This is a genomic window from Luteibacter sp. TLI7-4A (assembly GCF_056754745.1).
This window is the reverse complement of record NZ_JBPGWO010000001.1, coordinates 2174564-2199508: the sequence shown is the minus strand read 5'-3', so window position 1 is coordinate 2199508 and position 24945 is coordinate 2174564. Positions and strand designations below refer to the sequence as shown.

Genomic DNA, 24945 nt, shown 5'->3' with positions numbered 1-24945 from the left:
TTATGGCGCGGCGGGGGCCGCCGGTGCTTGTCCGCCGCCGATATTCTTCTCGAGGAACGCCTGCAGGCGGTTATAGAACTCCTCGATATTCTCCGGCTTCACGAAGCCATGCCGTTCGTCGGGCTTGGTCAGCGTTTCATAGGGCTTGTGCGCGGCGTCGAGCGCGGCGCGCATCGCCTTGAACTGGGCGAAGGGAGCACGTTCATCGTCCTCGCCGTGAACCAGGAAGACGGGAACGCCGATCTTGTCGGCGAGGTGCGTGGGCGAATTCGCCGCGAGGTCCGCCTGGTCCTTGCCGATGACCGTGGTGAGATAGCTGCGGCCCGACTTCCTGTCCTTGATGTCGCCCTTGTTGTACATCATGTCGAGATCGTAGATGCCGTCATAACCCACCGCGCACTTGAACATGCCCGGTGCGCGCACGGTGGTCATCATCGCCGCGTAGCCGCCGAAGCTGGCGCCGAAGACACAGACGCGGGCGGGATCGGCGAAATTCTCGGCGATCGCCCATTTCACGCCATCGATGAGATCTTCCTGGATGCGGGTTCCCCACTTCAGGTAACCGGCTTGCTCGAACTTGCTGCCGCGCCCGCCCGAACCGCGGTAGTTCACCTGCAACACGAGGTAGCCGCGGTTGGCCAGGAACTGCGCGTCGTCGTCGAAGAACCACTCGTCGGAAATGCCGTGCGGGCCGCCATGGGGAACGAGCACCATCGGCAGGTTGGCTTCGCTCCTGCCCTTCGGGAAGGTGAGGATCGCTTCCAGTTCCATGCCGTCGCTGGCCTTGAAGCGCATCGGCCGGCGTTCGGCCATCTGCTTGGGATCGATCCAGGGCCGTGCGTCGAACAGCTTGCTCACCTTGTAGGTTTTCGTGTCGATGAGCATGTAGCGGCCCGGCTCGCGATCGCTGGCCACCTTGAACATCAGCTGGCTACCGTCTTCGCTGAAGTCGACGAAGCTGAGGAAATTGCCGGGGAATTTCTGCGACAAGGCCATGTGCAGCTTCGAGATCGGCGCCTGCGGATCGATGTACGTGGCCTGGGGCACGCCGGTCGTCGCGACGGTGCCGAAGGGACGCAGCGGTGCCGGTGTCCACAGGCCCGACGAGGCGACCTCGCTGAAGTCGTCCTTGCGGATCACGCGCAGATTGCCGCCGTCCTCGTCCTGCTCGACGAACTCGCCACCCTTGCCACCTGGGCTGAAGACCGCGTAGATGCGGTTGCCGTTCCCGGCGACGGTGGCTACCGGGGTGAAGTTCTGGCGTTCTTCACTCGCCTGCAGCTTGGTCCAGCCACTGCCGTCGCGGTGGAACACCACCCACTTGAAATCATCGTCGGTACCGAAGGCGAAGCGGGGCGTACCATCCGGCGCGATCATGAAGCTCATGCGGCCGATGCCGATGTCGGCCATCTGCCTGCGCGCGCTGGTCTTGGCGTCGACGTCGTAGAGCGTGCTGCGGTCCTGGTCGGCCCATGCGGTAGCGCGCATGTAGAAGTGGCCGTTGCTCTGTACCGGAGCGCCCTCGATCGTGCCCCAGCCGCGGTCGAGCGCGCGAGTGGCGGCGCGCTTGCCGTAGGCCTCGAAACCGTAGAGATAATCGGGGTTCTTGCCGTCGACGTCGATCGCCATCAGCTCGCCGGTGTACGACGCGGCGCCGATCGAGCCGTCGACCTTGCCGCGCGCCACCACGAGGCGGGTGGGGCTGGTCCAGATCATGTCGGCCGGCATCTCGTACGGCGGCATGCGGATCAGGGTGGCGGGCTTGCTCATGTCGCCCACGCGGTAGATCGCTAGGCCATGGTTCTTGCCGTCGGGATCGTGGTAGGCGAGGGAGACATATTGCCCGTCCGGGGACAGGCGCGGACTGGTCAGCGGCATGCGCCGGGCGAAGTCGCTGACCGGGATGAGGTCGGCGGCCACGGCGGTGGCCGAGGCAAGACAAAGCGCGGCCACGATGGGCCGCACGAAGCGGTACGTCATGAATTCCCCCTGGTTCGATGGATCCGTATCGTGCCGTCCCCCCGGACGGCCTCCGATGGCGGATATAGCCGATCGGTGGCTCGACGGCAAGCCGACCTTCGGTCGTGGCGGGGCGTTACACTTGGCGCTGCTTTCGATCCGGGCACCCCATGGCCACTCCGTTCATCGTAAAAATCGACCCCGTCGCGTTCTCCCTGGGTCCTGTCCATGTCCATTGGTATGGCCTGATGTACCTGGGCGGGTTCCTCGGCGGATGGGCGCTGGGTGAGTACCGCCGCCGCCAGGGCCGCCTGCCGGTGAACGCGGATCGCTTCGGCGACCTCATGTTCTACGCGATGATGGGCGTGGTGATCGGTGGCCGGGTCGGTTACATGTTGTTCTACACGGCGATCAACTGGATCTGGACCGACCCGCTGGCGATCTTCCGCATCTGGGATGGCGGCATGTCCTTCCACGGCGGCCTGCTCGGCGTCCTGGTGGCAGGCTTGTGGTGGTCGCGCCGCAACGGCGTGAAGTTCTTCGACACCGTGGATTTCGTGGCACCGCTGGTGCCGGTCGGCCTCGGGCTCGGCCGCCTGGGCAACTTCATCAATGGCGAGCTCTGGGGCAAGCCGACCGACCTGCCGATCGGCATGATCTTTCCGAACGCACCCGACGCCTTGCCCCGGCATCCGAATCCGCTCTACGAGTTCGCGCTCGAAGGCGTCGTGATGTTCACCGTACTGTGGCTGTTCTCGATGAAGCCGCGTCCGCGCTACGCGGTATCGGGCCTGTTCGGGCTGCTGTACGGCTGCTTCCGCTTCGCCGTGGAATTCGTCCGCGTGCCCGACGCGCAGTTGGGCTACATCGCCTTCGGCTGGCTCACGATGGGCCAGATCCTGTCGTTGCCACTGATCGCCGTGGGCATCTTCCTGTTGCTGCTCTCGCGCCGCGCGCCCTACGCGCCGGTGGGGATCACGCCCGTCAACGCCAGCTGATATCGTCCTCGCCATGCAGCCCTATCTCGATCTCCTTCGTCACGTCCTAGAGCACGGCGCCGAGAAATCCGACCGCACCGGCACCGGCACGCGCAGCGTGTTCGGCTGGCAGATGCGCTACGACCTCTCGAAGGGCTTCCCGCTGGTCACGACCAAGAAGTTGCACCTGAAATCGATCGTCCACGAACTGATCTGGTTCCTGCAGGGCGATACCAACACGGCTTACCTGAAAGAGCACGGCGTCAGCATCTGGGACGAATGGGCCGACGCGAAAGGCGACCTCGGCCCCGTCTATGGGGCCCAATGGCGTGCATGGCCCACCCCCGACGGCAGGACCGTCGACCAGATCGCCTGGGTGGTGGACGAGATCAAGCGCAATCCGGATTCCCGTCGGCTGATCGTCTCGGCATGGAACGTCGGCGAGTTGCCGAAGATGGCGCTGATGCCGTGCCATACGATGTTCCAGTTCTACGTCGCGAACGGGAAGCTGTCGTGCCAGCTGTACCAGCGTTCGGGCGACATCTTCCTCGGCGTCCCGTTCAACATCGCCAGCTATGCCCTGCTGACGCACATGGTCGCGCAGGTGACGGGCCTGGAACCGGGGGACTTCATACATACCCTGGGTGATGCGCACCTTTACTCGAACCACGTCGAGCAAGCGACGAAGCAGCTCACGCGCGAACCGAGGCCCTTGCCGAAACTGGTGCTGAACCCCGACGTGCGCTCCCTCTTCGACTTCCGTTTCGAAGACATCGCGATCGCCGGCTACGACCCGCACCCGGCGATCAAGGCGCCCGTGGCGGTGTAAGTCAAACGGCCGTTAGTTCCACCGCAACCCGCGGAGGACTACTATCCGCTGCGCACGGGCCGCAGGCCCGACCATTTCCGTCTTTGACTCGCGAAGGAAGTTTCATGGCCGTTCACCTGGTTGCCGCGCTCGATGAAAACTTTGCCATCGGCAAGCAGGGAGGACTTCCCTGGCACCTTCCCGACGACCTGAAGTACTTCAAGCGCCTGACGATGGACAAGTCGGTACTGATGGGCCGCAAGACCGCCGAGTCGATCGGCCGGGCGCTGCCGGGCAGGGTGAACTACGTGCTCTCGCGCAAGGGCGTGGCGCCTTTCCCGGGGCAGATCACGGTGCGCTCGGTGACCGAGGCCCAGGCCAGCTGCGGCCACACCGGCCTCATGGTGATCGGTGGCGGCGAAGTATTCCGCGAGGCGCTGCCGTACGCGCGCAGCCTTTACCTCACGTGGGTCTACGCGGCCGTGGAAGGCGCGGACGTCTTCTTTCCCGGGATCGATTTCAAGGAGTGGACCGAGGTGTCGCGCGTGCACCACGCGGCCGACAAGGAACATCCGCATCCGTTCGACATGGTCGAATACGTCCGGAACGTTTGATGCACGTCGTCGCCGGCGTCCTCGTCGACGACCGCGGCCGTATCCTCATCGCCCAGCGGCCGCCGGGCAAGCACCTGGCGGGCCTGTGGGAGTTTCCCGGCGGGAAACTCGAACCGGGTGAGGTCGCCGCGGCGGCGCTGGAGCGCGAGCTCGACGAAGAACTGGGGATCGTCGTCGATCCGCATTCGTTCGAAGCGTTGATCCGCGTGCCGTGGAACTACGGGACGCGCCAGATGGTGCTGGAAGCGATGGTCGTCCGTGCCTGGAACGGCGAACCGAAGGCGCTCGACGCGGCGGCTATCGCGTGGCATGAGCCCTGGGCGATCGATCCGGCCATCCTCGCCCCGGCCGACCGGCCGATCCTCGCCGCGGCTCGCCTGCCGGGGCGCTACCCGATCACCGCGGCCCTGGCGACGCCGGACGAGGCCGTCGCCGGATTGCTCGCAGCCCTGGACCGCGGCGAGCGGCTCTTGCAGCTGCGCCTTCCCGCACAGCCTGTCGAGGTCGTGCGCGCGGTGGCGTCACGCGTATTACCCCATGTGCGGCGTTTCGGAGCGCATCTGCTTCTCAACCGCGATATCGAAGGCGCGTTGTCGTTGGGTGCTGGCGCGGGAGTGCATCTGGCCGCAGCGCAACTGCGCGACCTGACGGCGCGACCGCTCCCACCGGCCCATGTCGTCGGCGCCTCTTGCCACGATGCGGAAGAACTTGCGCTCGCCTCGCGGCTCGGTTGCGATTTCGCGACCCTGTCGCCCGTCCTGCCGACGGCAAGCCACCCCGATGCCGAGCCGCTGGGGTGGCCACGTTTCGCGAAACTGGCCGAGGCGGCGTCGCTCCCGGTCTATGCGTTGGGTGGGCTCGGGCCCGGGGACATGGCCGAGGCGCGGATGCATGCGGGGCAGGGCGTGGCGGGGATTCGCGGGTTTTTCTGAGGCTCTTTGGGGAGGCCGGAGGGACACGGCTCGGCTTCGCCATCGCGTTTTTTGGTGTCGAGGCACGGGGGAGCCGCCGGGTGCCGTTCTCTTCGCTAAGTCCTCGTCCGGCCTACGCCTCCCTGCGGAATCGCTCTGAGAACGACACCCGACGCCTCCCCCTCCAAACGACGCGGTGGGTTGTTTGACGAGCGGGGTGAAGGTGCTTTGACGCACGGCTTTTTCCGCGGACGCCACGTGCCGACCGGTAGCAATTTCTTGCCGACCAGAGGCGACTCAAGGTGGGAGCCGACCTTGTCGGCGATGGGTGCTCGCGAAAACCTATCGCATCACACAACGCCGACGGCATATCAAAGGCATGGCTTGTCCGCGCTCGCACACGACGCAAGCCGACCAAGACAATCACCTTCGCTCATCGCGACGGCTTCCCTGCCTCGGGGCAAAGCAAAACACGATGGCGAAGCCGAGCCTGATGTCGCCAGCCACCCTCGGAAAATGCGTGACGACTCTCTCCAAGGTTTCAGCGGCGATGCTTCTACTTGGACTTCAGTCGGGCTACCAGCGCCTGCAAAACGGCCTGGGTCTCATCGCCGAAGAAATCGTCGATGAAACCGGGATCGAGCAGGTTCGACGTGTCGCCCCACACCGAGACGAGATCCGCGCGGGCGATGGCCCGCGTGCGCAGCATGGCCTTCGGCGGCAACTTGAGTAGGTCGGCCAGCCAGTTCACGGCGCGCGTGACCACCTGTTCGACCGCGGCCAGTTCATCGACCAGCCCGATCGCGTGGGCCTGCTCGGCGTCGACCATCGCGCCGGCCACCAGCAAGCGCTCGGCGCGGTACGAGCCGACGATGCGGCGCATCGCGAACTGTATGGGCTCCGGAACCGACAGCCCCACCTGCACCTCGTTGAGGCCGATCTTGTACGGGCCGTGCGCCATCACGCGGTAATCGCAGAACAGCGAAACCACCGCGCCACCCGCCGGGCTGTGACCGGTGACGGCGGCCACCGTCGGAACGCGTGAGGCGGCGATGGCCCCGCACAGGGCGAAGAATTCGTCCCAGAATTCGCGTACGCCCGCGCGGTCCCGCTGGAGCAGGGCAGGGACGTCCACGCCGGCGGAGAACATGCCCTGCGCACCCGACAGCACGATGCCGCGCGCGCCGTTGGAAGGAGCATCGGCGATCGCGTCACGCAGCGCCCGGACCAGGGCGATGTCGAATGCGTTGACCGGCGCGCGCGCCATGCGGATCTCGTGGATGTCGCCGTCGTGCAGGAGGATGTCGAGCATGTCGTTGTCCGTGGTGTGGATGGGGCGATCGGGTCGTGTTACCTGGGCAGGTCGGCGTCGGTCCAGGTATAACGCACCGCGTAATCGAGATCGGCGCTGCCGTTGGCCGGCACCTCGACCTTGAACTCGAGCAATTCCGGCGAGACCTTCGATGGTTTCACGGAGGAAGACGTCACCGTCCATGCGCGCCAGCGGCCGGGATGTTCTCGCACGACGATGGTACGGGCGGTGTCGCCCGCGTTGGTGAGGTGGATGCGCATGCCTTCGTCGATGCGGTGCGCGGCGGCATCGGCGGTGAAGGCCGTTTGCTCGCGCGTCGCGCCGAGGTCGAAGGCGTTGCCGAGCGATACGGTCGTGTCCTTGTTCTTCGGCGTGTCGTCCAGGCGTCCCTCGCCGAGGAGTTCGGCGTTACCGTCGCGGTCGGTGGTGAGCACGCGCACGTACCCGGCGGGAAGGGCGTCGAAGGCCTTGAAGCGCAGGTTCGAGACGACCGGCACGCCGTTCGTCGGGAGGCCGATGTCACGCTCCATGCGCGGCTGTGGCGGCTGGTAGGCCATGCCCGTGTCGTAGACGGCTTCGCGCTGGCAATCCAGTGTGCGGCTGTCGTAAAGCGGGGTTTGCGTGACGCTGCCATCGGGAAGGTCGACCGCGGTGGGCAGGGTGTAGGTGCGCAGGTCGCCAAGCGTGGCCTGGCGGGGTTCCGCCGATGCCATGTCCATGGCCGCCATGGGGGCGGGTGCGCGGGCCATGAACATCTTCTCCCGCTGCGGCGGTGCCTTCGCGCGGCGCGCGTCGCCCGCGACGAGCTTGAGGGACACGTCCTTCCAGTCGCGCCCGCTGCGGTTGGCGATGCTGGCGGCGGCGTCGAAGGCCATGCGGCAGGTGTTGCCCGGGGCGAGCGTGGCCACGTAGGCGCCGCGCCAGCCGAGCCCGGAGGTGGGATAGTCGAGTTGCGCGGTCGTCGATCCTGCCGAGCCGCCGTTGACGCGCACCTGCAGGGTCGAGCCGCGGGCGAAGTCCGTGGCATCGGCCGCGCGCAGGGCGGCGTATTGGCGGATCAGGCTGGCCTGGCCGTTCGCTTCGCGTACGACGAGCGCGTCGCCGCCGCGGACCAGGGTGCCGGTGGCGATCGGCTGGCCGTTCTCGCCGATCACGCTGACGTTGCGGCCGACGAGTCCGGCCACGGCTCCGTCGAAACCCTGCCCGAGTAACAGGCGTTGGGAGACGACACGCGTGTTCTTGCCGGGAAAGCGCAGCGACATGGCCTCGCTGTCCAGCGCGGCGGGAAGGCCGTCGATGGAAAGGTCTTGCACGCCGCCTTTCAGGTCGAACGCGCGACGCTCGTGGACGACGGCGTAGCCGTCGCCGGACACGGCATCGCCGCCGGTGGAAAAGAGTTGGTCGCCATCGGCGCGGTAGAGCGTGAGCGCGGTACGCTCATCGGCGGCAAGGGCGGGCAGGGCGACGGCGCAGGCGATCGCGAGTACGAGGGAACGGCGCAGCATGATTCACTCTCTCCGTGGGTGACCCTGACGGATCATACCGGTCGGATCTGAATCCGCGCGATCTTGCGAAGTGCGGCAGGCCTCACTTTCGAGACCTGCCTGCCTGGCTCAGGCGTTCTCGGCTTCCGCCACCGCGTCGCGGATCACCTGCGGCACCTGTACCGGGCGCCCGTTCCTCGGGTCGATCCAGACCATGGTGACGCTGCCGTCGCAATGGATCTTCGTGGCGTCGTCGCTGGTCACGATGCGGTGGCCGATGGTCATGGAGCTCGTGCCGATGCGATTGACGAAAAGCTCGATCTGGATGTCCGCCGGGTATTCGATGGGCATGCGGTAGTTCAACTCGCTGCGCGCCATCACCGGCGTGCCGTCGTCGCCGTACCACTTGCCCGGCAGCTGTTCCAGCCACTTGATGCGTGCCTCCTGCAGATAGACCAGGTAGTTCGCATTGTTGACGTGGTTGTAGGCGTCGAGGTCCTGCCAGCGCACGTCCATCGGCGTGATGAACAGCGGCACGGGCGTCGGGGTGTTCGAGGCTTCAGTGGTCATGCAGTCCTTTTTTCTTCGCGTCCGGGGCCGCTTTGGCGGCCGGTTTCTTCGTGGCGGCCTTGCTGGCCGCCTTCGTCGTCGCCTTCGTCGCCACCTTGGCGACGGGCTTGGACGGTTTCAGGTGCGGCAGAAGGAACCGGCCGGTATGCGATTCCTTCGTCGCGGCGACCGTTTCCGGTGTGCCGCTGACAAGTATACGCCCGCCGCCCGCTCCCCCTTCGGGCCCGAGATCGATCAGCCAGTCGGCTGTCTTGATGACGTCGAGGTTGTGTTCGATCACGACCACGGTATTGCCGTGCTCGACCAGCTTGTGCAGCACGTCGAGCAACTGTTCGATGTCGTGGAAATGCAGGCCCGTGGTGGGCTCGTCGAGGATGTAGAGCGTGCTTCCCGTGTCACGCTTGGACAGTTCCTTCGACAGCTTCACGCGCTGCGCCTCGCCGCCGGAGAGCGTGGTGGCGCTCTGGCCGAGCTTGATGTAATCGAGGCCGACGGCTCGCAGGGTTTCCAGCTTGCGCGCGATCACCGGTACGTTCTCGAACAGCTTGAAGGCATCTTCCACGGTCATGTCGAGCACGTCCGCGATGGTGTGCCCCTTATAGAGCACTTCCAGTGTTTCGCGGTTGTAGCGCTTGCCGTGGCACACGTCGCAGGGCACGTACACATCGGGGAGGAAATGCATCTCCACCTTGATCATGCCGTCGCCCTCGCAGGCTTCGCAGCGGCCCCCGCGCACGTTGAAGCTGAAACGGCCCGGCGTGTAGCCGCGCTGGCGCGACTCGGGCACCTGTGCGTAGAGCTCACGCAAGGGCGTGAACAGGCCCGTATAAGTGGCCGGATTCGAACGCGGGGTGCGGCCGATCGGTGACTGGTCGATGTCGACCACCTTGTCGAACAGTTCCAGGCCCTCGATCGAATCGTACGGTGCCGGTTGCTCGCTGGCGCCGTTGAGTTCCATCGCGGCGAGGCGATAGAAGGTGTCGTTGATCAGGGTGGACTTGCCCGAACCGGACACGCCCGTGACACAGGTGAACGTGCCCACGGGGATGCGGACGTCGACGTCCTTGAGGTTGTTCCCGGTGGCGCCCTTGAGTTCGATCCACTGGTCGTCGCGAGCCTGGCGGCGCTTGGCCGGCACCTGGATGCCCCGCTCTCCGCTGAGGTACTTCGCCGTGACCGAGCGGGGCGACGCCAGCACCTGTTCGAGCGTACCCTCGGCGACGATGTGGCCGCCGTGCACGCCGGCGCCCGGGCCGATGTCGAGGATATGGTCGGCGGCGCGGATGGCGTCCTCGTCGTGCTCCACCACGATCACCGTGTTGCCGAGGTCGCGCAGGCGCGTGAGGGTGCCGAGCAGGCGCTCATTGTCGCGCTGGTGCAGTCCGATGGACGGCTCGTCCAGCACGTACATGACACCGACGAGGCCGGCGCCGATCTGGCTGGCCAGGCGGATGCGCTGCGCCTCGCCACCAGACAGGGAGTCGGCCTGGCGGTCGAGCGTGAGGTAATTGAGGCCGACGTCGTTGAGGAAGGTGAGGCGCTCGCGAATCTCCTTCACGATCTTCACCGCGATTTCGCCGCGCCAACCCGGCAGCTTCAGCTTCTCGAAGAAGGACAGGGCATTGTCGATCGCGAGCGATGTCAGTTCAGGGATCGCGCGATCGGCCACGAACACGTTGCGTGCCGACGGGTTGAGACGTTGCCCGCCGCAATCCGGGCACGGATGATCGGCGATGTAGCGAGCCAGTTCCTCGCGTACCGCGGCGGATTCCGTTTCGCGGTAGCGGCGCTCCAGGTTCGGCAGGATGCCCTCGAACTTGTGCTCGCGGGTCACCTTGCCGCCGCGCTCGGTGATGTAGCGGAACGGGATGAGTTCGCGGCCGGAACCGTTCAGGACGGCGTTCTGCACCGATTTCGGCAACTCGCGCCAGGGCGTCTCCGGATCGAAGCCATAATGCTTCGCCAGTGAAACGATCATCTGGTAGTAGTAGGCGTTGCGACGGTCCCAGCCGCGGATGGCGCCACCGGCAAGACTGAGCTCGGGGTGCCCGACCACGCGCGAGGGATCGAAGACCTGGGTGACGCCCAGGCCGTCGCAGGTCGGGCAGGCGCCGACCGGAGAGTTGAACGAGAACAGGCGCGGTTCGAGCTCCGGCAGCGAGTAGTCGCACATCGGGCACGAGAAGCGCGAGGAGAACAGCTGCTCCGTCGCTTTCTTGTCGTCCATGTCGACGAGGATCACGATGCCGTCACCGAGGCGCAACGCGGTCTCGAACGACTCGGCCAGGCGCTGCTTGATGTCCTCGCGCGGACGGAAGCGATCGATCACCGCCTCGATGGTGTGCTTCTGGCGCAGCGTCAGCGGCGGCACGGCGTCGAGGTCGTACACCTCGCCGTCGACGCGCGCGCGGACGAAACCCTGGGCGCGCAGCTGGTCGAACACCTGCACGTGCTCGCCCTTGCGCTCCCGGATGACCGGCGCGAGGAGCATCCAGCGCTTGTCCGGGTCCAGTGCCATGGCCGTGTCGACCATCTGGCTGACGGTCTGTGCTTCCAGGGCGATGCCGTGAGTCGGGCAACGGGGGGTGCCGACGCGCGCGTAGAGCAGGCGCAGGTAGTCGTACACCTCGGTGATCGTGCCGACGGTGGAACGGGGGTTATGCGACGTCGACTTCTGCTCGATCGAGATGGCCGGCGAGAGGCCTTCGATCGTGTCCACGTCCGGCTTTTCCATCATCGAGAGGAACTGCCGCGCGTAGGCGGACAGCGACTCGACGTAACGACGCTGGCCTTCGGCGTAGATCGTGTCGAAGGCGAGCGAGGATTTGCCGGACCCGGACAGCCCCGTGATCACGATCAGGCGATCGCGGGGGAGGTCGAGGTCGATATTCTTGAGATTGTGCGTGCGGGCGCCGCGGATGCGAATGCTGTCCATGTGCCGACGTAAATGGGGGAAGTCGCTGACTATACCAAGGGTTTTCGGCCTTCATTCCGTATCGACCTTTGACAGGTCATCACATTTGTTATGCGGGACCGGAACCCTGCCGGATGTGGGTTACCCGGAGGGCCGCGCGCGGCTACCATGGCCCGGCCCCGGGGAGGGGTCGAAGCCACCCATTCGAAGAGGAAGACACGCATGCGTAAGTGGACAGGGATCGCTGCCGGCCTGGTGCTGGCGGGTTGTGCGGGACAGGCGCTGGCGGCGCCGCCCTCCGAGCAGCAGGTGCGCCAGCTGATGGATGCCGTCGGCATGGGCCGCATGCTCAGCCAGATGAACAGCCAGATGGCGGGCGTGATGCAGAACGCGTTGCCTTGCGTGCCGGCCAGCTACTGGCAGGGTTTCGTGGATGCCAATGCCACCAACCAGTTGATCGGACGGATGGTTCCGGTCTACCAGAAGCATTTCACGGCCGAGGATATCGACGGCCTGCTCAAGTTCTACCGCTCGCCCCTGGGCCAGAAGGTGATCACGCAGATGCCGGCGACCATGGCCGAAGGCATGCAGATCGGCAAGCAGTGGGGCCAGGAACGCGGCCAGCAGATGATCGCCCAGTTGCAGAGCCAGGGCACGTTGAACCAGCAGGGCCAGTGCCCGGCGGCCGGCGCGGCGGCGAAACCGGCTCCGGCCCCCGCCCCGGCGGCGCCTGCGAAGAAGAAGTAGTTCCGGCGGGGAGAGTGGGGCGCGGCGGGGGCAGCCGCCTTCGGCGGCATCGCCGACAGGGTCGGCTCCCACCAAGCCAGGCCGGTTCCTATCCTGATCAGGCCGGCTTCCATCCCGAGCCAGGCGGTTCCCATCGAGGCCCTTGCCCGGTGGGAGCCGACCCTGTCGGCGATTCCCGTCCACCGGACAGAAGCTAAGGCCATGTTTTCAAACCAATGTCTTCCAGGGAGGCCGACCAGGGCCCGTCCCGGCATTCCGGCCTTAACCAACTGATTGACCTTGCCTTTTGGGCCCCGCTATAATTCGCGATTCGCAACACCCGCAAGACCCTAAAAAGAACTACATAATCAGCAACAGGAAACAACCATGAGCTACGCAGTCATCAAGACCGGTGGCAAGCAGTATCGTGTGATGGCAGGTGAAATCCTGCGCGTCGAGCTGCTCCCCGCCGAAGTCGATTCCACCATCCAGTTCGACCAGGTCCTCCTGGTGGGCGAAGGTGAATCGATCACCGTTGGCGCCCCGCTGGTCGCCGGTGCCACCGTCAGCGCGAAGGTTCGCGCCCACGGCCGCGCCGATAAGATCCGCATCGTCAAGTTCCGTCGTCGCAAGCACTACAAGCGCACGCAGGGACACCGTCAGCATTACACCGAAATCGAGATCACGGGCATCAACGCCTGAGTCGCCGGAGGATATAAGTCATGGCACATAAAAAAGGCGTAGGTTCCAGCCGTAACGGCCGCGATTCGAACCCGAAGTACCTCGGCGTGAAGATCTACGGTGGCCAGGCTGTCGAAGCCGGTAACATCATCGTTCGCCAGCGTGGCACCAAGTTCCACGCCGGCGTGGGCGTCGGCCTCGGCCGCGACCACACCTTGTTCGCGCTGGTCGACGGCACCGTGTCGTTCAAGACCCGCGGCGAAAAGGGCCGCAAGTTCGTCGACGTCGTCCAGGCGTAAGCCTCTTTCGACGCGATAGCGAAGGCCCCGCCATAGGCGGGGCTTTTCGTTTGTACGGCGGCATCACTTCTACCAGGCCATCTTCCATGAAATTCGTCGACGAAGCGCAAATCAGGGTCTCGGCCGGTGACGGCGGCAACGGCTGCGTGAGCTTCCGTCGTGAAAAATTCATTCCGTTCGGCGGCCCCGATGGTGGCGACGGCGGTAACGGCGGTTCGGTGTGGCTGGTGGCCGACGAGGGGCTCAACACCCTCGTCGATTTCCGCCACATGCGCTCGTTCAAGGCGCCGCGCGGGCAGGGTGGCATGGGTAGCCAGATGTACGGCAAGGGCGGCGAAGACATCGAAGTCCGCGTTCCGGTCGGCACCGTGGTGACCAATGTCGACACCGACGAGGTCATCGGCGACCTCACCATGCACGGCCAGCGCCTCAAGGTGGCGCAGGGTGGGCGCGGCGGGCTGGGCAATATCCACTTCAAGAGTTCGGTCAACCGGGCTCCGCGCAAGTCCACGCCGGGTACGCCGGGTGAGGTGCGCGACCTGAAACTCGAGCTTCGCCTGCTGGCAGATGTCGGCTTGCTCGGGTTCCCCAACGCCGGCAAGAGCACCTTCATCCGTGCCGTGTCGGCGGCGACGCCTCGCGTGGCGGATTATCCCTTCACCACCTTGCACCCGAACCTGGGCGTGGTGCGCATCGGTACCGACCAGAGCTTCGTGATCGCCGATATCCCGGGGATCATCGAGGGGGCCGCCGATGGTGCGGGCCTGGGCATCCAGTTCCTGCGCCATGTGTCGCGCACCAGCCTGTTGCTGCACGTGGTCGATATCCGGCCGATCGACGGCTCCGATCCCGTGGAGCAGGTTCGTGCGATCGAGCACGAGTTGCAGCAGTTCGACACCGAACTGGTCGATCGCCCCCGCTGGCTGGTGATCAACAAGTCCGACGTGATCGACGACGAGGACGAGCTCAAGCACGTGGTCGACGACATCGTCGCGCGGCTGGAGTGGACGGCGCCGTGGTTCGTCGTTTCCGCCGCGGGCCAGGTCGGCACGTGGGATGTGTGCCTGAAGGTGCAGCAGTTCTTCGATGCCGAGCGCGTCGCGCGCCGCGAACGTACCGAGGCGGCGGACGATGTCCGCATGCGCGGCGAAGACTGAGGGTGGGAGGTGGGAGCCGACCCTGTCGGCGATGGGTGCTTGCCGTTTAACCCGGGCCCGCTGCCGCGGGATCGCTGCTGAAGCGGCTCCCACAATATAGGGCAACAAAAAAGCCGGCGTAAGCCGGCTTTTTTGCGAACGGCGATGTCGCGCAGGCTTATGCCAGGTCGCGGATCTTCGCGTTCAGGCGGCTCTTGTGGCGAGCGGCCTTGTTCTTGTGGATCAGGCCACGGGCGGCGTAGCGATCCATCACCGGCACGGCGACGGCATACGCGCTGACGGCGCCAGCCTTATCCTTGGCGTCGATCGCCTTGACGACCTTCTTCAGTGCGGAACGCACCATGGAACGCGCGCTGACGTTGCGCAGACGGCGCTGCTCCGACTGACGCGCACGCTTCTTCGCGGACTTGATGTTGGCCAAGGTAAAGCTCCAGAGTTCGGTTGGTTTTAAAAAAGACGCTCATTTTGAAGCCAAAGACGGGTTGCGTCAATAGCTTAGCCCCCGCGCGGGCGGGTCGGCGGACGGGAAGGGCGGACCGCCCCGGAAATTCCAGATGGCGGACTGTCCTCCGCCCCGGCGCCGCTGTCAAACTAGGGGTTTGTTCCAGGTATTCCTCGTCCGGATGAAAACCCCCAGTCTCCTTCGCGGCATGCTCAGCTTCAGTGGCATGACCATGGTGTCCCGCGTGCTCGGCCTGGTCCGCGATATGGCTATCAACGCCTCGTTCGGTGCCAATGCCGCGACGGACGCCTTCTGGGTGGCTTTCCGCATCCCCAACTTCATGCGGCGGCTGTTCGCCGAAGGCTCGTTCTCGACGGCCTTCGTGCCCGTCTTCACGGAAGTGAAGGAGACCCGTCCGCACGAGGACCTGAAGCGGCTGATGTCGCTGACCGCCGGCACCCTTGGCGGCGTCCTGCTGGTGGTGGTGGCCCTGGGCGTGATCTTCGCGCCACAAGTAACGGCCCTCTTTTCGCCGGGCGCGGTCGAGGCACCGGAAAAATTCGGTCTCACCGTCGACCTGCTGCGGCTGACCTTCCCCTTCCTCCTGTTCGTCTCGCTCACCGCCCTGAGCGGCGGCGCGCTGAACAGCTTCCACCGGTTCGGACTGCCGGCGCTGACGCCGGTGATCCTCAACCTCTGCATGATCGCCGGGGCGCTGTGGCTCGCGCCGAAGCTGCACACGCCGATCATGGCGATGGGCTGGGCCATCCTCGTGGCCGGCGTGCTGCAACTGGTTTTCCAGATGCCCGCGTTGAAGCAGCTGGACCTGCTCACGCTGCCGCGCTGGGGCTGGAGTTCGCCGGATGTGCGCCGGATCATGCGGCTGATGGTGCCGACCCTGTTCGGCTCCTCGGTCGCACAGATCAACCTGCTGCTCGACACGGTGATCGCCTCGCTGCTCATCGCCGGTTCGCAGAGCTGGCTGTCGCAGGCCGACCGCTTCCTGGAACTGCCGCTGGGCGTGTTCGGCGTGGCGCTGGGAACGGTGATCCTGCCCTCGCTGTCGCGCCACCACGTGACCACCGACAAGGAAGGTTTCTCGCGCGCGCTGGACTGGGGCCTGCGCACGACGCTGCTGATCGCCGTGCCGGCGATGTTCGGCCTGATGATCCTTTCGGTGCCGCTGGTGGCCACGATCTTCCAGCATGGCCGGTTCACCGCCTTCGACACGCGGATGGCGTCCTTGTCGATTTCGGCGCTGAGTTTCGGCTTGCCCGCCTTCGCCCTGGTCAAGGTCGTGTTGCCGGCCTTCTACGCGCGCAAGGACACGACGACCCCGGTCCGCGCCGGCGTGGCTTCGCTGGTGGCCAACATGGTCTTCAACGTGGCCTTCCTGGCGTTGCTGTTCTTCCTCTGGGCGACCCCGGCGCAGAAGGCGGGATCGTGGATGGAGGCGATCGCCACGATCCCGGGACTGCACATGGCCCTGGGCATGGCCAGCGCCCTGGCCAGCTATCTCAACCTGTTGCTGCTCTGGCGCTGGCTGGGCAAGGCCGGCGTGTATACGCGCCAATCCGGCTGGGGCCGTCATCTGGCCCGCCTGGGCGTCGCCTGCGCGGTGATGGTGTCCGTCCTGCTCGCCGGCCTGCATGTCTGGCCGGAATGGAGCGCGGTCGAGAAATGGGAGCGGGTATGGCGCCTGGCCGTGCTGGTCGGTGCCGGCGGCGGCGCTTACGTGGGCACGCTGTTCGCGATGGGTTTCCGCCTGCGCGACCTGCGCGCCCGGTGAGGCGCACGGCGTCGCATTGTGCGGCGCAATGGGGCGGCTATACTGGCCTGATGGCTTTTATTCCGCATCGATCCAAGGGCGCCCCGGCATGACGCTGCGACTTCATCGCGACGTCGACGGCCCATGCCTCGCACCCGAAGGCAGCGTGGTCGCGATCGGCGCGTTCGACGGGCTGCACCTGGGCCACCAGGCGATCCTGTCCGAGGTGCGCCAGCGGGCCGAAGCGCGCGGCCTGGCCCCCGCCGTCATCACCTTCGAACCCTTGCCCCGCGCCTTCTTTTCGAAGGAGCCGGTGCCGCGCCTTTCAGGGGTTCGCGAAAAGGCCGAGGGCATGACGGCCGCCGGCATCCGCGAGTTGCTCTCGTTGCGCTTCGACCAGGCCTTGACCGCGATGTCCGCCGAGGACTTCGTCCGCAAGGTGATCGTCGGCCGCATGGCCGCGCGCGAAGTGTGGGTGGGTGAGGATTTCCGCTTCGGCCACCGTCGCGGTGGCGATTTCGCCCTCCTGCAGGCGATGGGCGCCGACCTCGGCTTCACCGCGCACGCGGTGCCACCGGTACGGGTCGACGGCGAACGGGTGTCGTCGTCCCGGGTGCGCACGCTGCTGGCCGAAGGCCGTTTCGGTGAGGCCGCCCGCCTGCTGGGACGGCCGTTCGTCATCGACGGCCATGTGGAACACGGCCAGCAGCTGGGCCGCACCCTTGGATATCCCACCGCCAACGTCCATCTCAGTGAACGGGTGAGCCCGATCCATGGCATCTTCGCCGTGCGCATCGGCATCGGCGACGGTCCCTGCAGTTGGCCGGGCGTGGCCAGCCTGGGTTACCGGCCGACGGTGAACGAGGTGCGCGAGCCGCTGCTCGAAGCCCACCTTTTCGATTTCTCCGGCGATCTCTACGGCCAGCGCATCGGCGTGGAGTTCGTTCGGAAACTGCGTGACGAAGAAAAATTCGACGGCCTCGACGCCCTGACCGCGCAGATGCGCCAGGACGAGATCGCCGCCCGGCAGGCCCTTGGGATGAACCCCATACTTGTCGATGCCCCAGAAACCCACGGTTCCCAGCGATGACCCAGGATTACAAGAACACCATCAACCTGCCGCAGACGGATTTCCCGATGCGTGGCGACCTGCCCAAGCGCGAGCCGGGCTGGCTGGCCACGTGGGAACGCGTGGGCCGCTATGCGCAGATCCAGGCGCACACGGCGGAGCGCGACAAGGTGTTCGTGCTGCACGACGGCCCTCCCTATGCCAACGGCATGATCCACCTCGGCCATGCGGTCAACAAGGTGCTCAAGGACGTCGTCGTCAAGTCGAAGCTGATGGCCGGTTACCGTGCGCCTTACGTGCCGGGCTGGGATTGCCATGGCCTGCCGATCGAGATCGCGATCGAGAAGAAATTCGGCAAGGCGGGCGACAAGCTCGACGCCGCCACGTTCCGGCAGAAGTGCCGCGAGTACGCGATGGCGCAGATCGACCTGCAGCGCGCCGACTTCAAGCGCCTGGGTGTCCTGGGCGATTGGGAAAAGCCGTATCGCACGCTGGATTTCACCTACGAGGCGGACATGATCCGCGCGCTGGCACGCATCGTCGCCAACGGCCACGTCGTGCGTGGCGCCAAGCCGGTGTACTGGTGCTTCGATTGCGGTTCGGCGCTGGCCGAGGCCGAGATCGAATACGCCGACAAGACCTCGCCGGCGGTGGACGTCGCTTATGACGCGGTCGATCCGGTGTCCTTCGGCGCCTTGTTCGGCATCGCCACGGGCGAAGCGGACATCGCCGTTCCCATCTGGACCACCACGCCGTGGACGCTGCCTTCCAGCCAGGCCGTGTCGCTGGGTGGCGAACTCGAATACGCCCTCGTCGAAGGGCCGTCGCGTGATGGCAAGCCGCTGCTGCTGGTGATCGCCTCGGCGCTGGTCGAGAAGGCGCTGGCGCGTTACGGCGTGGAGACCGTGAACGTGCTCGCGCGCGTGCAGGGCGCGGTGCTGGAGAACCAGCCGCTGCGTCATCCGTTCTACGACAAGCACGTGCCGATCATCCTCGGCGACCACGTGTCCGACGAGGACGGCACCGGCGCCGTGCATACCGCGCCCGACCACGGCGCGGAAGATTTCGTCGTCGGCCAGAACTATGGCATCGGCACGCTCAACTACGTCGACGGCCGTGGTGTCTATCGGGCCGACCTGCCCCTGGCGGGCGATGTCTCCTTCGCCGGCGTGCACATCTGGAAGGCGAACGACCAGATCGTCGACCTGCTGCGCGACCGTGGCGTGCTGCTCGCCTCGGCGAAGCTCACGCACAGCTACCCACACTGCTGGCGGCACAAGACGCCGGTGATCTTCCGCGCCACGCCGCAGTGGTTCATCGGCATGGAGCAGGCCGACCTGCGCCGCACCACGCTCACGTCGATCAAGGCCGTGCGCTGGGTACCCGGCTGGGGCGAAGAACGCATCGCCGGCATGGTCGAAGGTCGTCCGGACTGGTGCATCTCGCGCCAGCGCACCTGGGGCGTTCCCATCACCCTGTTCGTCGACAAGAACACGCACGACCCGCATCCGGATTCCGTCGAGCTGATGGAGAAGGTCGCGCGGAAGGTCGCGCTGGAAGGCATCGACAGCTGGTTCTCGCTCGATCCACGCGAACTGCTCGGTGACGAGGCGGACAAGTACGAGAAGGTGACCGACGTCCTCGATGTCTGGTTCGATTCCGGCGTCAGCCATTTCGCCGTGATCGGCGCGCGCCCCGAACTGCAGGCCGGCGACGCCAGCGAGTACAAGGTGATGTACCTGGAAGGCTCCGACCAGCACCGCGGCTGGTTCCAGTCGTCGTTGCTCACCTCGGCGGCGATCCACGGCCGCGCGCCTTACGACCACGTGCTGACCCACGGCTTCACGGTGGATGCGCAGGGTCGCAAGATGTCCAAGTCGCTGGGTAACGGCATCGAGCCGCAGGACATCATGAAGACCCTGGGCGCGGATATCCTGCGCCTGTGGATCTGCTCGACCGACTACCGCAACGAGATGTCGCTTTCGGACGAGATCCTGAAGCGCGTGGCGGACACCTATCGACGCATCCGCAACACCGCGCGCTTCCTGCTCGGCAACCTGGATGGCTTCGATCCGGACAAGCACCTGCTCGCCACCGATGCCTGCCTCGACCTCGACCGGTGGGCGGTGGGACAGGCGGCGGACACGCAGGCGGCGATCGTGGCCGCGTACGAGCGCTACGACTTCCCCGAGATCGTCCAGCGCGTGCAGAACTTCTGCACCAATGAACTCGGCGCGCTGTACCTCGACATCACGAAGGACCGCCTCTACACGATGCCGACGGACAGCCGCGGCCGGCGCAGCGCGCAGAGCGCGATGTACCGGATCCTCGAGGCCATGGCCCGTTGGCTGGCGCCGATCGTCAGCTTCACCGCCGAGGAAATCTGGGCGCACATGCCGGGTTCGCGCAGCGAATCGGTGCTGTTCGAGACCTTCTACGAAGGGCTCGACGTGCGCCAGGACGCCGACGCGCGCGGCTGGTGGTCGACCTTGCTGGCCATCCGCGAGACGGCGTCGCGCGTGTTGGAAGGGATGCGCAAGGAAGGCCAGATCGGTGCCTCGCTCGACGCCACGTTGACGATCCATGCCGATATCGCCACCCAGGCGGCGCTGGCTGAATCGGCTTCCGAACTGCGCTTCTTCTTCATCACCTCGGATGTGACGCTCGCGCCGCTGGAAGGCCGTCCGGCGTCCGCCGAGCGGGTGGAGCTGGACGGCGCCGAGGTGTACGTCTCGGCCACGGTCAGCGATGCGGTCAAGTGCATCCGTTGCTGGCACCATCGTCCCGATGTCGGTGTCGACCCGGCGCATCCGGAGATCTGCGGCCGCTGCGTGGAGAACGTGACGGGGCAGGGCGAGGACCGCCGCTGGTTCTGACCGGCGGCTTCGCCACATCATCCCTGACACCACCCATGGTCCCCGACGCATGACCGTACGCCCCAAACCCAACGCGCTGTCCTGGCTCTGGCTCGCCGCCGTGATGATCGTGCTCGACCAGCTGACCAAGTGGTGGGCGCTCACCGCCCTGCAGCCGGCCGAGACGCCTCATCCGGTGATTCCGGGCGTGCTCAACTGGACGCTCACCTTCAATACCGGCGCCGCGTTCAGCTTCCTGGCCGATAGCGCCGGCTGGCAGCGCTGGTTCTTCGTCCTGCTGGCGGCCGTCATCAGCGGCACCCTGGGTGTGTGGCTCTCGCGCACCCCGCGCCACGACTGGCGTACCGCCGCGCCCCTGGCGCTGATCGTGGGCGGTGCACTGGGCAACGTGATCGACCGCGTCCACGCGGCCAAGGTCACCGATTTCATCCAGGTCTACCTGGGCAGCTATCCGTTTCCGGTCTTCAACGTGGCCGATTCCGCCATCAGCGTGGGTGCCGCGGCCCTGATCGTGTTCAGCCTGTTCAGCGGCTCGCCCAAGCCCGCCGTGCGATAATGCGCGGGTTCCGGCGCCCCCAGGGCGCCCAAAGCCCATAGCCATGGCCTCACGGCCACGAGGTCCCCTTGGACATCCTCCTCGCCAATCCCCGCGGTTTCTGTGCCGGCGTCGATCGCGCCATCGCCATCGTCGAGCGCGCGCTCGAATCCTACGGCGCGCCCATCTACGTGCGCCACGAGGTGGTGCACAACCGTTATGTCGTGGAGCGCCTGCGTGCCGACGGCGCGGTCTTCGTCGACGAACTCGACGAAGTGCCCGATGGCGCCACCGTGATCTTCAGCGCCCATGGCGTGCCGAAGGCCGTGCGCGAAGAGGCCGACCGCCGCCACCTCAACGTGTTCGACGCCACCTGCCCGCTGGTGACCAAGGTGCACATGGAAGTCGCGCGCCTGGGCCGCGCGGGGCATGACGTCGTCCTCATCGGCCACGCCGGCCATCCCGAGGTCCAGGGCACGATGGGGCAGTGGAACCGGGCCAACGTGGGTCGTATCTACCTCGTCGAATCCGTCGAGGATGTCGCCGAACTGATGCCCTCGCAGCCTGACAAGCTCGCCTTCGTCACCCAGACGACCCTCTCCGTGGACGACACCATCGCGATCATCGGCGCCTTGCGCGAGAAGTTCCCCAGCATCGAGGGGCCGCGCAAGGACGACATCTGCTATGCGACGCAGAACCGTCAGGATGCTGTACGCCGTCTCGCCGACGCCGTGGACCTCGTCCTCGTGGTGGGTTCGGTCAACAGTTCCAATTCGAACCGCCTGAAGGAACTGGCCGAGAAACAGGGCGTCACCTCGTACCTGATCGACGGCGCCGAACACATCCAGCGCGGCTGGCTGGAAGGCAAGACCCGCGTCGGCGTCACCGCGGGTGCCTCGGCACCGGAAAAGCTCGTCCAGGAAGTGATCGCCCGCCTGCAATCCTGGGGCTCGGGCAGCGTGCGCGAACTGGATGGCGAGGCGGAAAACATCACGTTCGCCCTGCCCAAGGAGCTGCGCATGGCCGGCTGAGGCTTGCGCCGGGTGCCAAGCTTCCCTAGAATTCCGCTTCTCGCCGGAATAGCTCAGTTGGTAGAGCGCGTCATTCGTAATGATGAGGTCGTAGGTTCGATTCCTATTTCCGGCACCAGCGCCTTTCTCCCGGACTGCCGACGAGCGGTCCCGGAGGACACAAGAAAACCCGCGCCAGCGGGTTTTTTTGTGTCTGTCGTAAGAGCATCGCCGACAAAGTCGGCTCCCACAAGGTAGCTGCAAGCTGGCCGGGTAGTCACAAACCATCCAAGTAGCTGCAAGCCGGCCAGGTAGCTGCAAGCCGGCCAGTAGCCATAAGCCGGCCAAGTAGCCATAAGCCGGTGGGAGCCGACTTTGTCGGCGATTCGACAGCTACGGAGCGTGATCCGCCGCGTTGTCGTTGAACTGCTTGAAGAAGCCCGCGTAACTCCCGTTCGCCTCGGCGAAGCGCAGTGGTTTCACACGCTCGACGAGGATTTCCGTGGCGTCCGGCGTGGTCTCGATCAGACGCATCGTCTCCTCGATGAACGCTTCCAGCGGCATCGCGTTCGGATCGTTCTTCTGCCGCTCACCCATCAGTTCGGTCTGCACATAGGGCGGTACCAGTTCCAGCACCTGCACCGACGTGTCCTTCAACTGGTAGCGCAGCGTTTCCGAATACGAATGGATCGCCGCCTTGGTCGCGCAATAGGTCGGAGCGACGGCGAAGGGAAGGAAGGCCAGGCCGGAAGACACCGTGACGATGCTCGCCTTCGGCTGCGCCAGCAGGTGATCGATCAGTGCCGCGGTGAGCCGGATCGGTCCGAGCAGGTTGGTGGTGATGGTGGCTTCGGCGGTATCCGTGCTGCCGTCGGTCAGTCGTTCCGGACGCATGATCCCCGCGTTGTGGATCACCACGTTGAGGGCCGGGAAGTCCTTGCGCAGCTGGGCGGCGAAGCGCTGGATCGCCGCGGGGTTCTCGATGTCCAACACGGCCGACTTCATGCCGGGATTGGCCTCGGTGGTCGCGTCGAGCACGCTCTGCCGGCGCCCTGCGATGACGACCTGGTTGCCGCGTGCGTGGAAAGCTTCCGCCAGCGCCCGGCCGATGCCCGAGCCGCCGCCGGTGATGAGGATCGTATTGCCTGAGATGTTCATGGGAACCTCGTCGGAGAAAAAGTAGGGATAGGCTAGGCCGGACACGATCCTATGGAAAGTAGGCGCCTAAAAGTTCCATACTTACCGCTTGGGAAGTATGGAGTGCGGACATGGCCGCCAAGACCAAGAAGATCTACGACGAACCCTGCCGTGTATTGGGCGAGCCTTACACCGATCCGGAACTCGATGCCCTCGTGCGGGGCATCATCGAACGCGTGGCCGATCGCTGGACGATGCTCACGCTGGAGGTGCTGGCGGAACATGGCCGCCTGCGTTTTGGCCGTCTCGCCGACCTGATCGGCGGGGTCAGCCAGAAAATGCTGACCAAGACCTTGCGCCAGATGGAAGCCGACGGGCTGGTCACGCGCACGGTCTATCCGGTGGTGCCGCCGCGCGTGGAATACGAACTCACCGAGATCGGCCTGAGCCTCGGCGCCGCCTTTTGCAGCGTATGGTTGTGGGCGGAAAAGCATCGCGCGGACATCGAGGCGGCGCGTGCCGACTACGAAAAGCGTGGTGCCGGCGAGGACTAGTTGCGGCGCCGGCCGGATAGGCCGAGGATGCCGCATGGACCATCCCGTTCACCCCGTCTTCCTCACCGCGCGGCTGCGCCTGGACCGCCTCGTTCCGGCGGACGCACCGCTCCTGCATGCTTATCGTGGCGACGATGCCGTGGCCCGCTACCAGGGCTGGAAACCGGCGGACGTCGGCGATGCCGAGGCGTTCATCGCGAAGCAGGCCGTCCAGCCCTTCGCCGCGCCCGATAGCTGGTTCCAGCTCGCCATCCGGGAAAAGGATTCCGCCGAACTCGTCGGCGATCTCGGCATCCATTTCCCTCCGGCCCCGGACGGGGCGATCGAGTTCGGGGTATCGCTCCGGCCCGAGCGGCAAGGCCGTGGCTATGCCCGTGAAGCCATGGCCACGGCCCTCGGCCTCGCCTTTGGCGATTGGGGCTATCGGCGTGCCGTGGCCTCGGTGGACCCGCGCAACGTCGCCAGCATCGCGCTGTTGCGCTCGCTCGGCTTCCGCCAGGAGGCCCACCATGTGGAGAGCTATTTCTTCCGCGGCGAGTGGGTCGACGACGTCGTCTTCGCCCTGCTGGCGCGTGAATGGCCTCGTCAGGGTTGAGGAAAGGCTACGAGCGATGCGCTACGTCCGTGTCTACGTCATGCAGCCCCCGCAATCCGGCGCCGAATGGGCGGTGCGGGTGGATGCGGAGAAGCCGGTGCGTTTCGAACAGGAACGCGATGCGTTGTCCTATGCGCTGCGCCAGGCCCGCGCGCACCACGCGGGTGGCGCCTCCGTGGAACTGCGGATCGAGGACGACCATGGCCACTGGCGCAGCATGGCCCTTTGAGGCCTAGCCGGCGGCGAGACGTGCCATGGCCGCCGCGCTGGGTGGTGCCAGGTGGAGCAGGGGAAGCATCCGGCAGGTAGCGCCAGTCGCTCAGGCGCCGGGGCAGGCGGGCATCGGGATGATCGGCACGAAGGGCATGGATCGCCTCTTCGGCGTTGTCGTAGCGACCGGTTTCGCGATCGCCGTGGAGCGCACGCCAGCGGTGGCCGTGGCGAACGATGCGGAACGGAACACCCGCCGAGGTGAAGACATACTGCGCGAGCACGGACGAACTCCTTTCTTAGCCCGCTCATTCTCACCGCTGCTTCGTGACCGCTG

The 24945-nt window shown here is 65.9% G+C and carries 23 protein-coding genes and 1 tRNA gene; 17 read left to right on the top strand and 7 right to left on the bottom strand.

All coding sequences use genetic code 11. The annotated features are described in order from the left end of the window. Complete coding sequence (locus ACR9Y6_RS09690) at positions 1 to 1980, bottom strand: alpha/beta hydrolase family protein (protein ID WP_481281092.1); 1980 nt, start codon at positions 1978 to 1980, stop codon at positions 1 to 3. Positions 1981 to 2129: 149 nt separating this feature from the next. Between ACR9Y6_RS09690 and lgt the strand changes: the two genes are divergently transcribed. From lgt to ACR9Y6_RS09670, 4 genes are all read left to right on the top strand, one after another. Then, the gene (gene lgt, locus ACR9Y6_RS09685) at positions 2130 to 2957 is read left to right on the top strand and encodes a prolipoprotein diacylglyceryl transferase (protein ID WP_481281091.1); all 828 of its coding nucleotides are present in this window, start codon (positions 2130 to 2132) and stop codon (positions 2955 to 2957) included. Between the two features lie 13 nt (positions 2958 to 2970). Continuing rightward, positions 2971 to 3765 carry a thymidylate synthase gene (locus tag ACR9Y6_RS09680; RefSeq protein ID WP_481281090.1) on the top strand — a complete coding sequence of 265 codons (795 nt, stop codon included), beginning with the start codon at positions 2971 to 2973 and terminating at the stop codon, positions 3763 to 3765. A 104-nt stretch (positions 3766 to 3869) separates the two neighbouring features. Next, entirely contained in the window at positions 3870 to 4358 is a 489-nt protein-coding gene (locus ACR9Y6_RS09675; protein WP_371022071.1) for a dihydrofolate reductase, read from the top strand. Next, the gene (locus tag ACR9Y6_RS09670; RefSeq protein WP_481281089.1) at positions 4358 to 5290 is read left to right on the top strand and encodes a Nudix family hydrolase; all 933 of its coding nucleotides are present in this window, start codon (positions 4358 to 4360) and stop codon (positions 5288 to 5290) included. Before ACR9Y6_RS09675 ends, ACR9Y6_RS09670 begins: the two co-directional genes overlap by 1 nt. Before the next feature lie 535 nt (positions 5291 to 5825). Here ACR9Y6_RS09670 and ACR9Y6_RS09665 read toward each other — a convergent pair. The 4 genes from ACR9Y6_RS09665 to uvrA form a co-directional block, all read right to left on the bottom strand. Beyond that, complete coding sequence (locus ACR9Y6_RS09665; RefSeq protein ID WP_481281088.1) at positions 5826 to 6581, bottom strand: enoyl-CoA hydratase/isomerase family protein; 756 nt, start codon at positions 6579 to 6581, stop codon at positions 5826 to 5828. Between the two features lie 38 nt (positions 6582 to 6619). Next, a complete protein-coding gene (locus ACR9Y6_RS09660) occupies positions 6620 to 8086 on the bottom strand; it encodes a DUF4139 domain-containing protein (protein ID WP_481281087.1) in 1467 nt (488 codons plus the stop codon). Between the two features lie 108 nt (positions 8087 to 8194). Further along, positions 8195 to 8635, bottom strand: coding sequence for an acyl-CoA thioesterase (locus ACR9Y6_RS09655; protein WP_481281086.1), 441 nt, complete (start codon positions 8633 to 8635; stop codon positions 8195 to 8197). Beyond that, on the bottom strand, positions 8625 to 11570 hold the full coding sequence (uvrA, locus tag ACR9Y6_RS09650; RefSeq protein WP_481281085.1) for an excinuclease ABC subunit UvrA: 2946 nt from the start codon (positions 11568 to 11570) through the stop codon (positions 8625 to 8627). The genes ACR9Y6_RS09655 and uvrA overlap by 11 nt, the downstream gene beginning before the upstream one ends. 201 nt (positions 11571 to 11771) lie before the next feature. Between uvrA and ACR9Y6_RS09645 the strand changes: the two genes are divergently transcribed. From ACR9Y6_RS09645 to cgtA, 4 genes are all read left to right on the top strand, one after another. Beyond that, positions 11772 to 12296 (top strand): DUF2059 domain-containing protein, encoded by a 525-nt coding sequence (locus ACR9Y6_RS09645; RefSeq protein WP_371022065.1) that lies wholly within the window; start codon positions 11772 to 11774, stop codon positions 12294 to 12296. Between the two features lie 366 nt (positions 12297 to 12662). Then, entirely contained in the window at positions 12663 to 12977 is a 315-nt protein-coding gene (gene rplU / locus ACR9Y6_RS09640; protein WP_306851521.1) for a 50S ribosomal protein L21, read from the top strand. A gap of 20 nt (positions 12978 to 12997) precedes the next feature. After that, on the top strand, positions 12998 to 13255 hold the full coding sequence (gene rpmA, locus ACR9Y6_RS09635; protein WP_144911162.1) for a 50S ribosomal protein L27: 258 nt from the start codon (positions 12998 to 13000) through the stop codon (positions 13253 to 13255). A gap of 86 nt (positions 13256 to 13341) precedes the next feature. Beyond that, the gene (cgtA, locus tag ACR9Y6_RS09630) at positions 13342 to 14412 is read left to right on the top strand and encodes an Obg family GTPase CgtA (RefSeq protein ID WP_481281084.1); all 1071 of its coding nucleotides are present in this window, start codon (positions 13342 to 13344) and stop codon (positions 14410 to 14412) included. Between the two features lie 157 nt (positions 14413 to 14569). On the opposite strand, the gene rpsT is transcribed toward cgtA, so the two are convergent. Continuing rightward, positions 14570 to 14833 carry a 30S ribosomal protein S20 gene (gene rpsT / locus ACR9Y6_RS09625; RefSeq protein ID WP_072321609.1) on the bottom strand — a complete coding sequence of 88 codons (264 nt, stop codon included), beginning with the start codon at positions 14831 to 14833 and terminating at the stop codon, positions 14570 to 14572. Positions 14834 to 15035: 202 nt separating this feature from the next. Here rpsT and murJ point away from each other — a divergent pair, with 202 nt between their 5' ends. The 6 genes from murJ to ACR9Y6_RS09595 all read left to right on the top strand — a co-directional run bounded on the left by murJ (position 15036) and on the right by ACR9Y6_RS09595 (position 22251). Further along, entirely contained in the window at positions 15036 to 16643 is a 1608-nt protein-coding gene (murJ, locus tag ACR9Y6_RS09620; protein ID WP_481281083.1) for a murein biosynthesis integral membrane protein MurJ, read from the top strand. A gap of 88 nt (positions 16644 to 16731) precedes the next feature. Then, the gene (locus ACR9Y6_RS09615) at positions 16732 to 17712 is read left to right on the top strand and encodes a bifunctional riboflavin kinase/FAD synthetase (RefSeq protein WP_481281082.1); all 981 of its coding nucleotides are present in this window, start codon (positions 16732 to 16734) and stop codon (positions 17710 to 17712) included. After that, the gene (gene ileS / locus ACR9Y6_RS09610) at positions 17709 to 20567 is read left to right on the top strand and encodes an isoleucine--tRNA ligase (protein WP_481281081.1); all 2859 of its coding nucleotides are present in this window, start codon (positions 17709 to 17711) and stop codon (positions 20565 to 20567) included. Before ACR9Y6_RS09615 ends, ileS begins: the two co-directional genes overlap by 4 nt. Before the next feature lie 49 nt (positions 20568 to 20616). Continuing rightward, the gene (gene lspA / locus ACR9Y6_RS09605) at positions 20617 to 21123 is read left to right on the top strand and encodes a signal peptidase II (protein ID WP_426287147.1); all 507 of its coding nucleotides are present in this window, start codon (positions 20617 to 20619) and stop codon (positions 21121 to 21123) included. Positions 21124 to 21191: 68 nt separating this feature from the next. Continuing rightward, the gene (gene ispH / locus ACR9Y6_RS09600) at positions 21192 to 22133 is read left to right on the top strand and encodes a 4-hydroxy-3-methylbut-2-enyl diphosphate reductase (RefSeq protein WP_481281080.1); all 942 of its coding nucleotides are present in this window, start codon (positions 21192 to 21194) and stop codon (positions 22131 to 22133) included. A gap of 42 nt (positions 22134 to 22175) precedes the next feature. Continuing rightward, positions 22176 to 22251 (top strand) — tRNA-Thr (locus tag ACR9Y6_RS09595). Between the two features lie 254 nt (positions 22252 to 22505). On the opposite strand, the gene ACR9Y6_RS09590 is transcribed toward ACR9Y6_RS09595, so the two are convergent. Next, positions 22506 to 23270 (bottom strand): SDR family oxidoreductase, encoded by a 765-nt coding sequence (locus ACR9Y6_RS09590; protein ID WP_481281079.1) that lies wholly within the window; start codon positions 23268 to 23270, stop codon positions 22506 to 22508. Between the two features lie 110 nt (positions 23271 to 23380). On the opposite strand from ACR9Y6_RS09590, the gene ACR9Y6_RS09585 reads away from it, so the two are divergent. The 3 genes from ACR9Y6_RS09585 to ACR9Y6_RS09575 are packed head-to-tail and all read left to right on the top strand — an operon-like array spanning position 23381 to position 24627. Next, positions 23381 to 23803 carry a winged helix-turn-helix transcriptional regulator gene (locus tag ACR9Y6_RS09585; RefSeq protein ID WP_481281078.1) on the top strand — a complete coding sequence of 141 codons (423 nt, stop codon included), beginning with the start codon at positions 23381 to 23383 and terminating at the stop codon, positions 23801 to 23803. Positions 23804 to 23837: 34 nt separating this feature from the next. Then, positions 23838 to 24398 (top strand): GNAT family N-acetyltransferase, encoded by a 561-nt coding sequence (locus ACR9Y6_RS09580; protein WP_481281077.1) that lies wholly within the window; start codon positions 23838 to 23840, stop codon positions 24396 to 24398. Positions 24399 to 24414: 16 nt separating this feature from the next. Continuing rightward, positions 24415 to 24627 carry a hypothetical protein gene (locus ACR9Y6_RS09575; protein ID WP_481281076.1) on the top strand — a complete coding sequence of 71 codons (213 nt, stop codon included), beginning with the start codon at positions 24415 to 24417 and terminating at the stop codon, positions 24625 to 24627. The last annotated feature ends 318 nt before the right edge of the window (positions 24628 to 24945 follow it).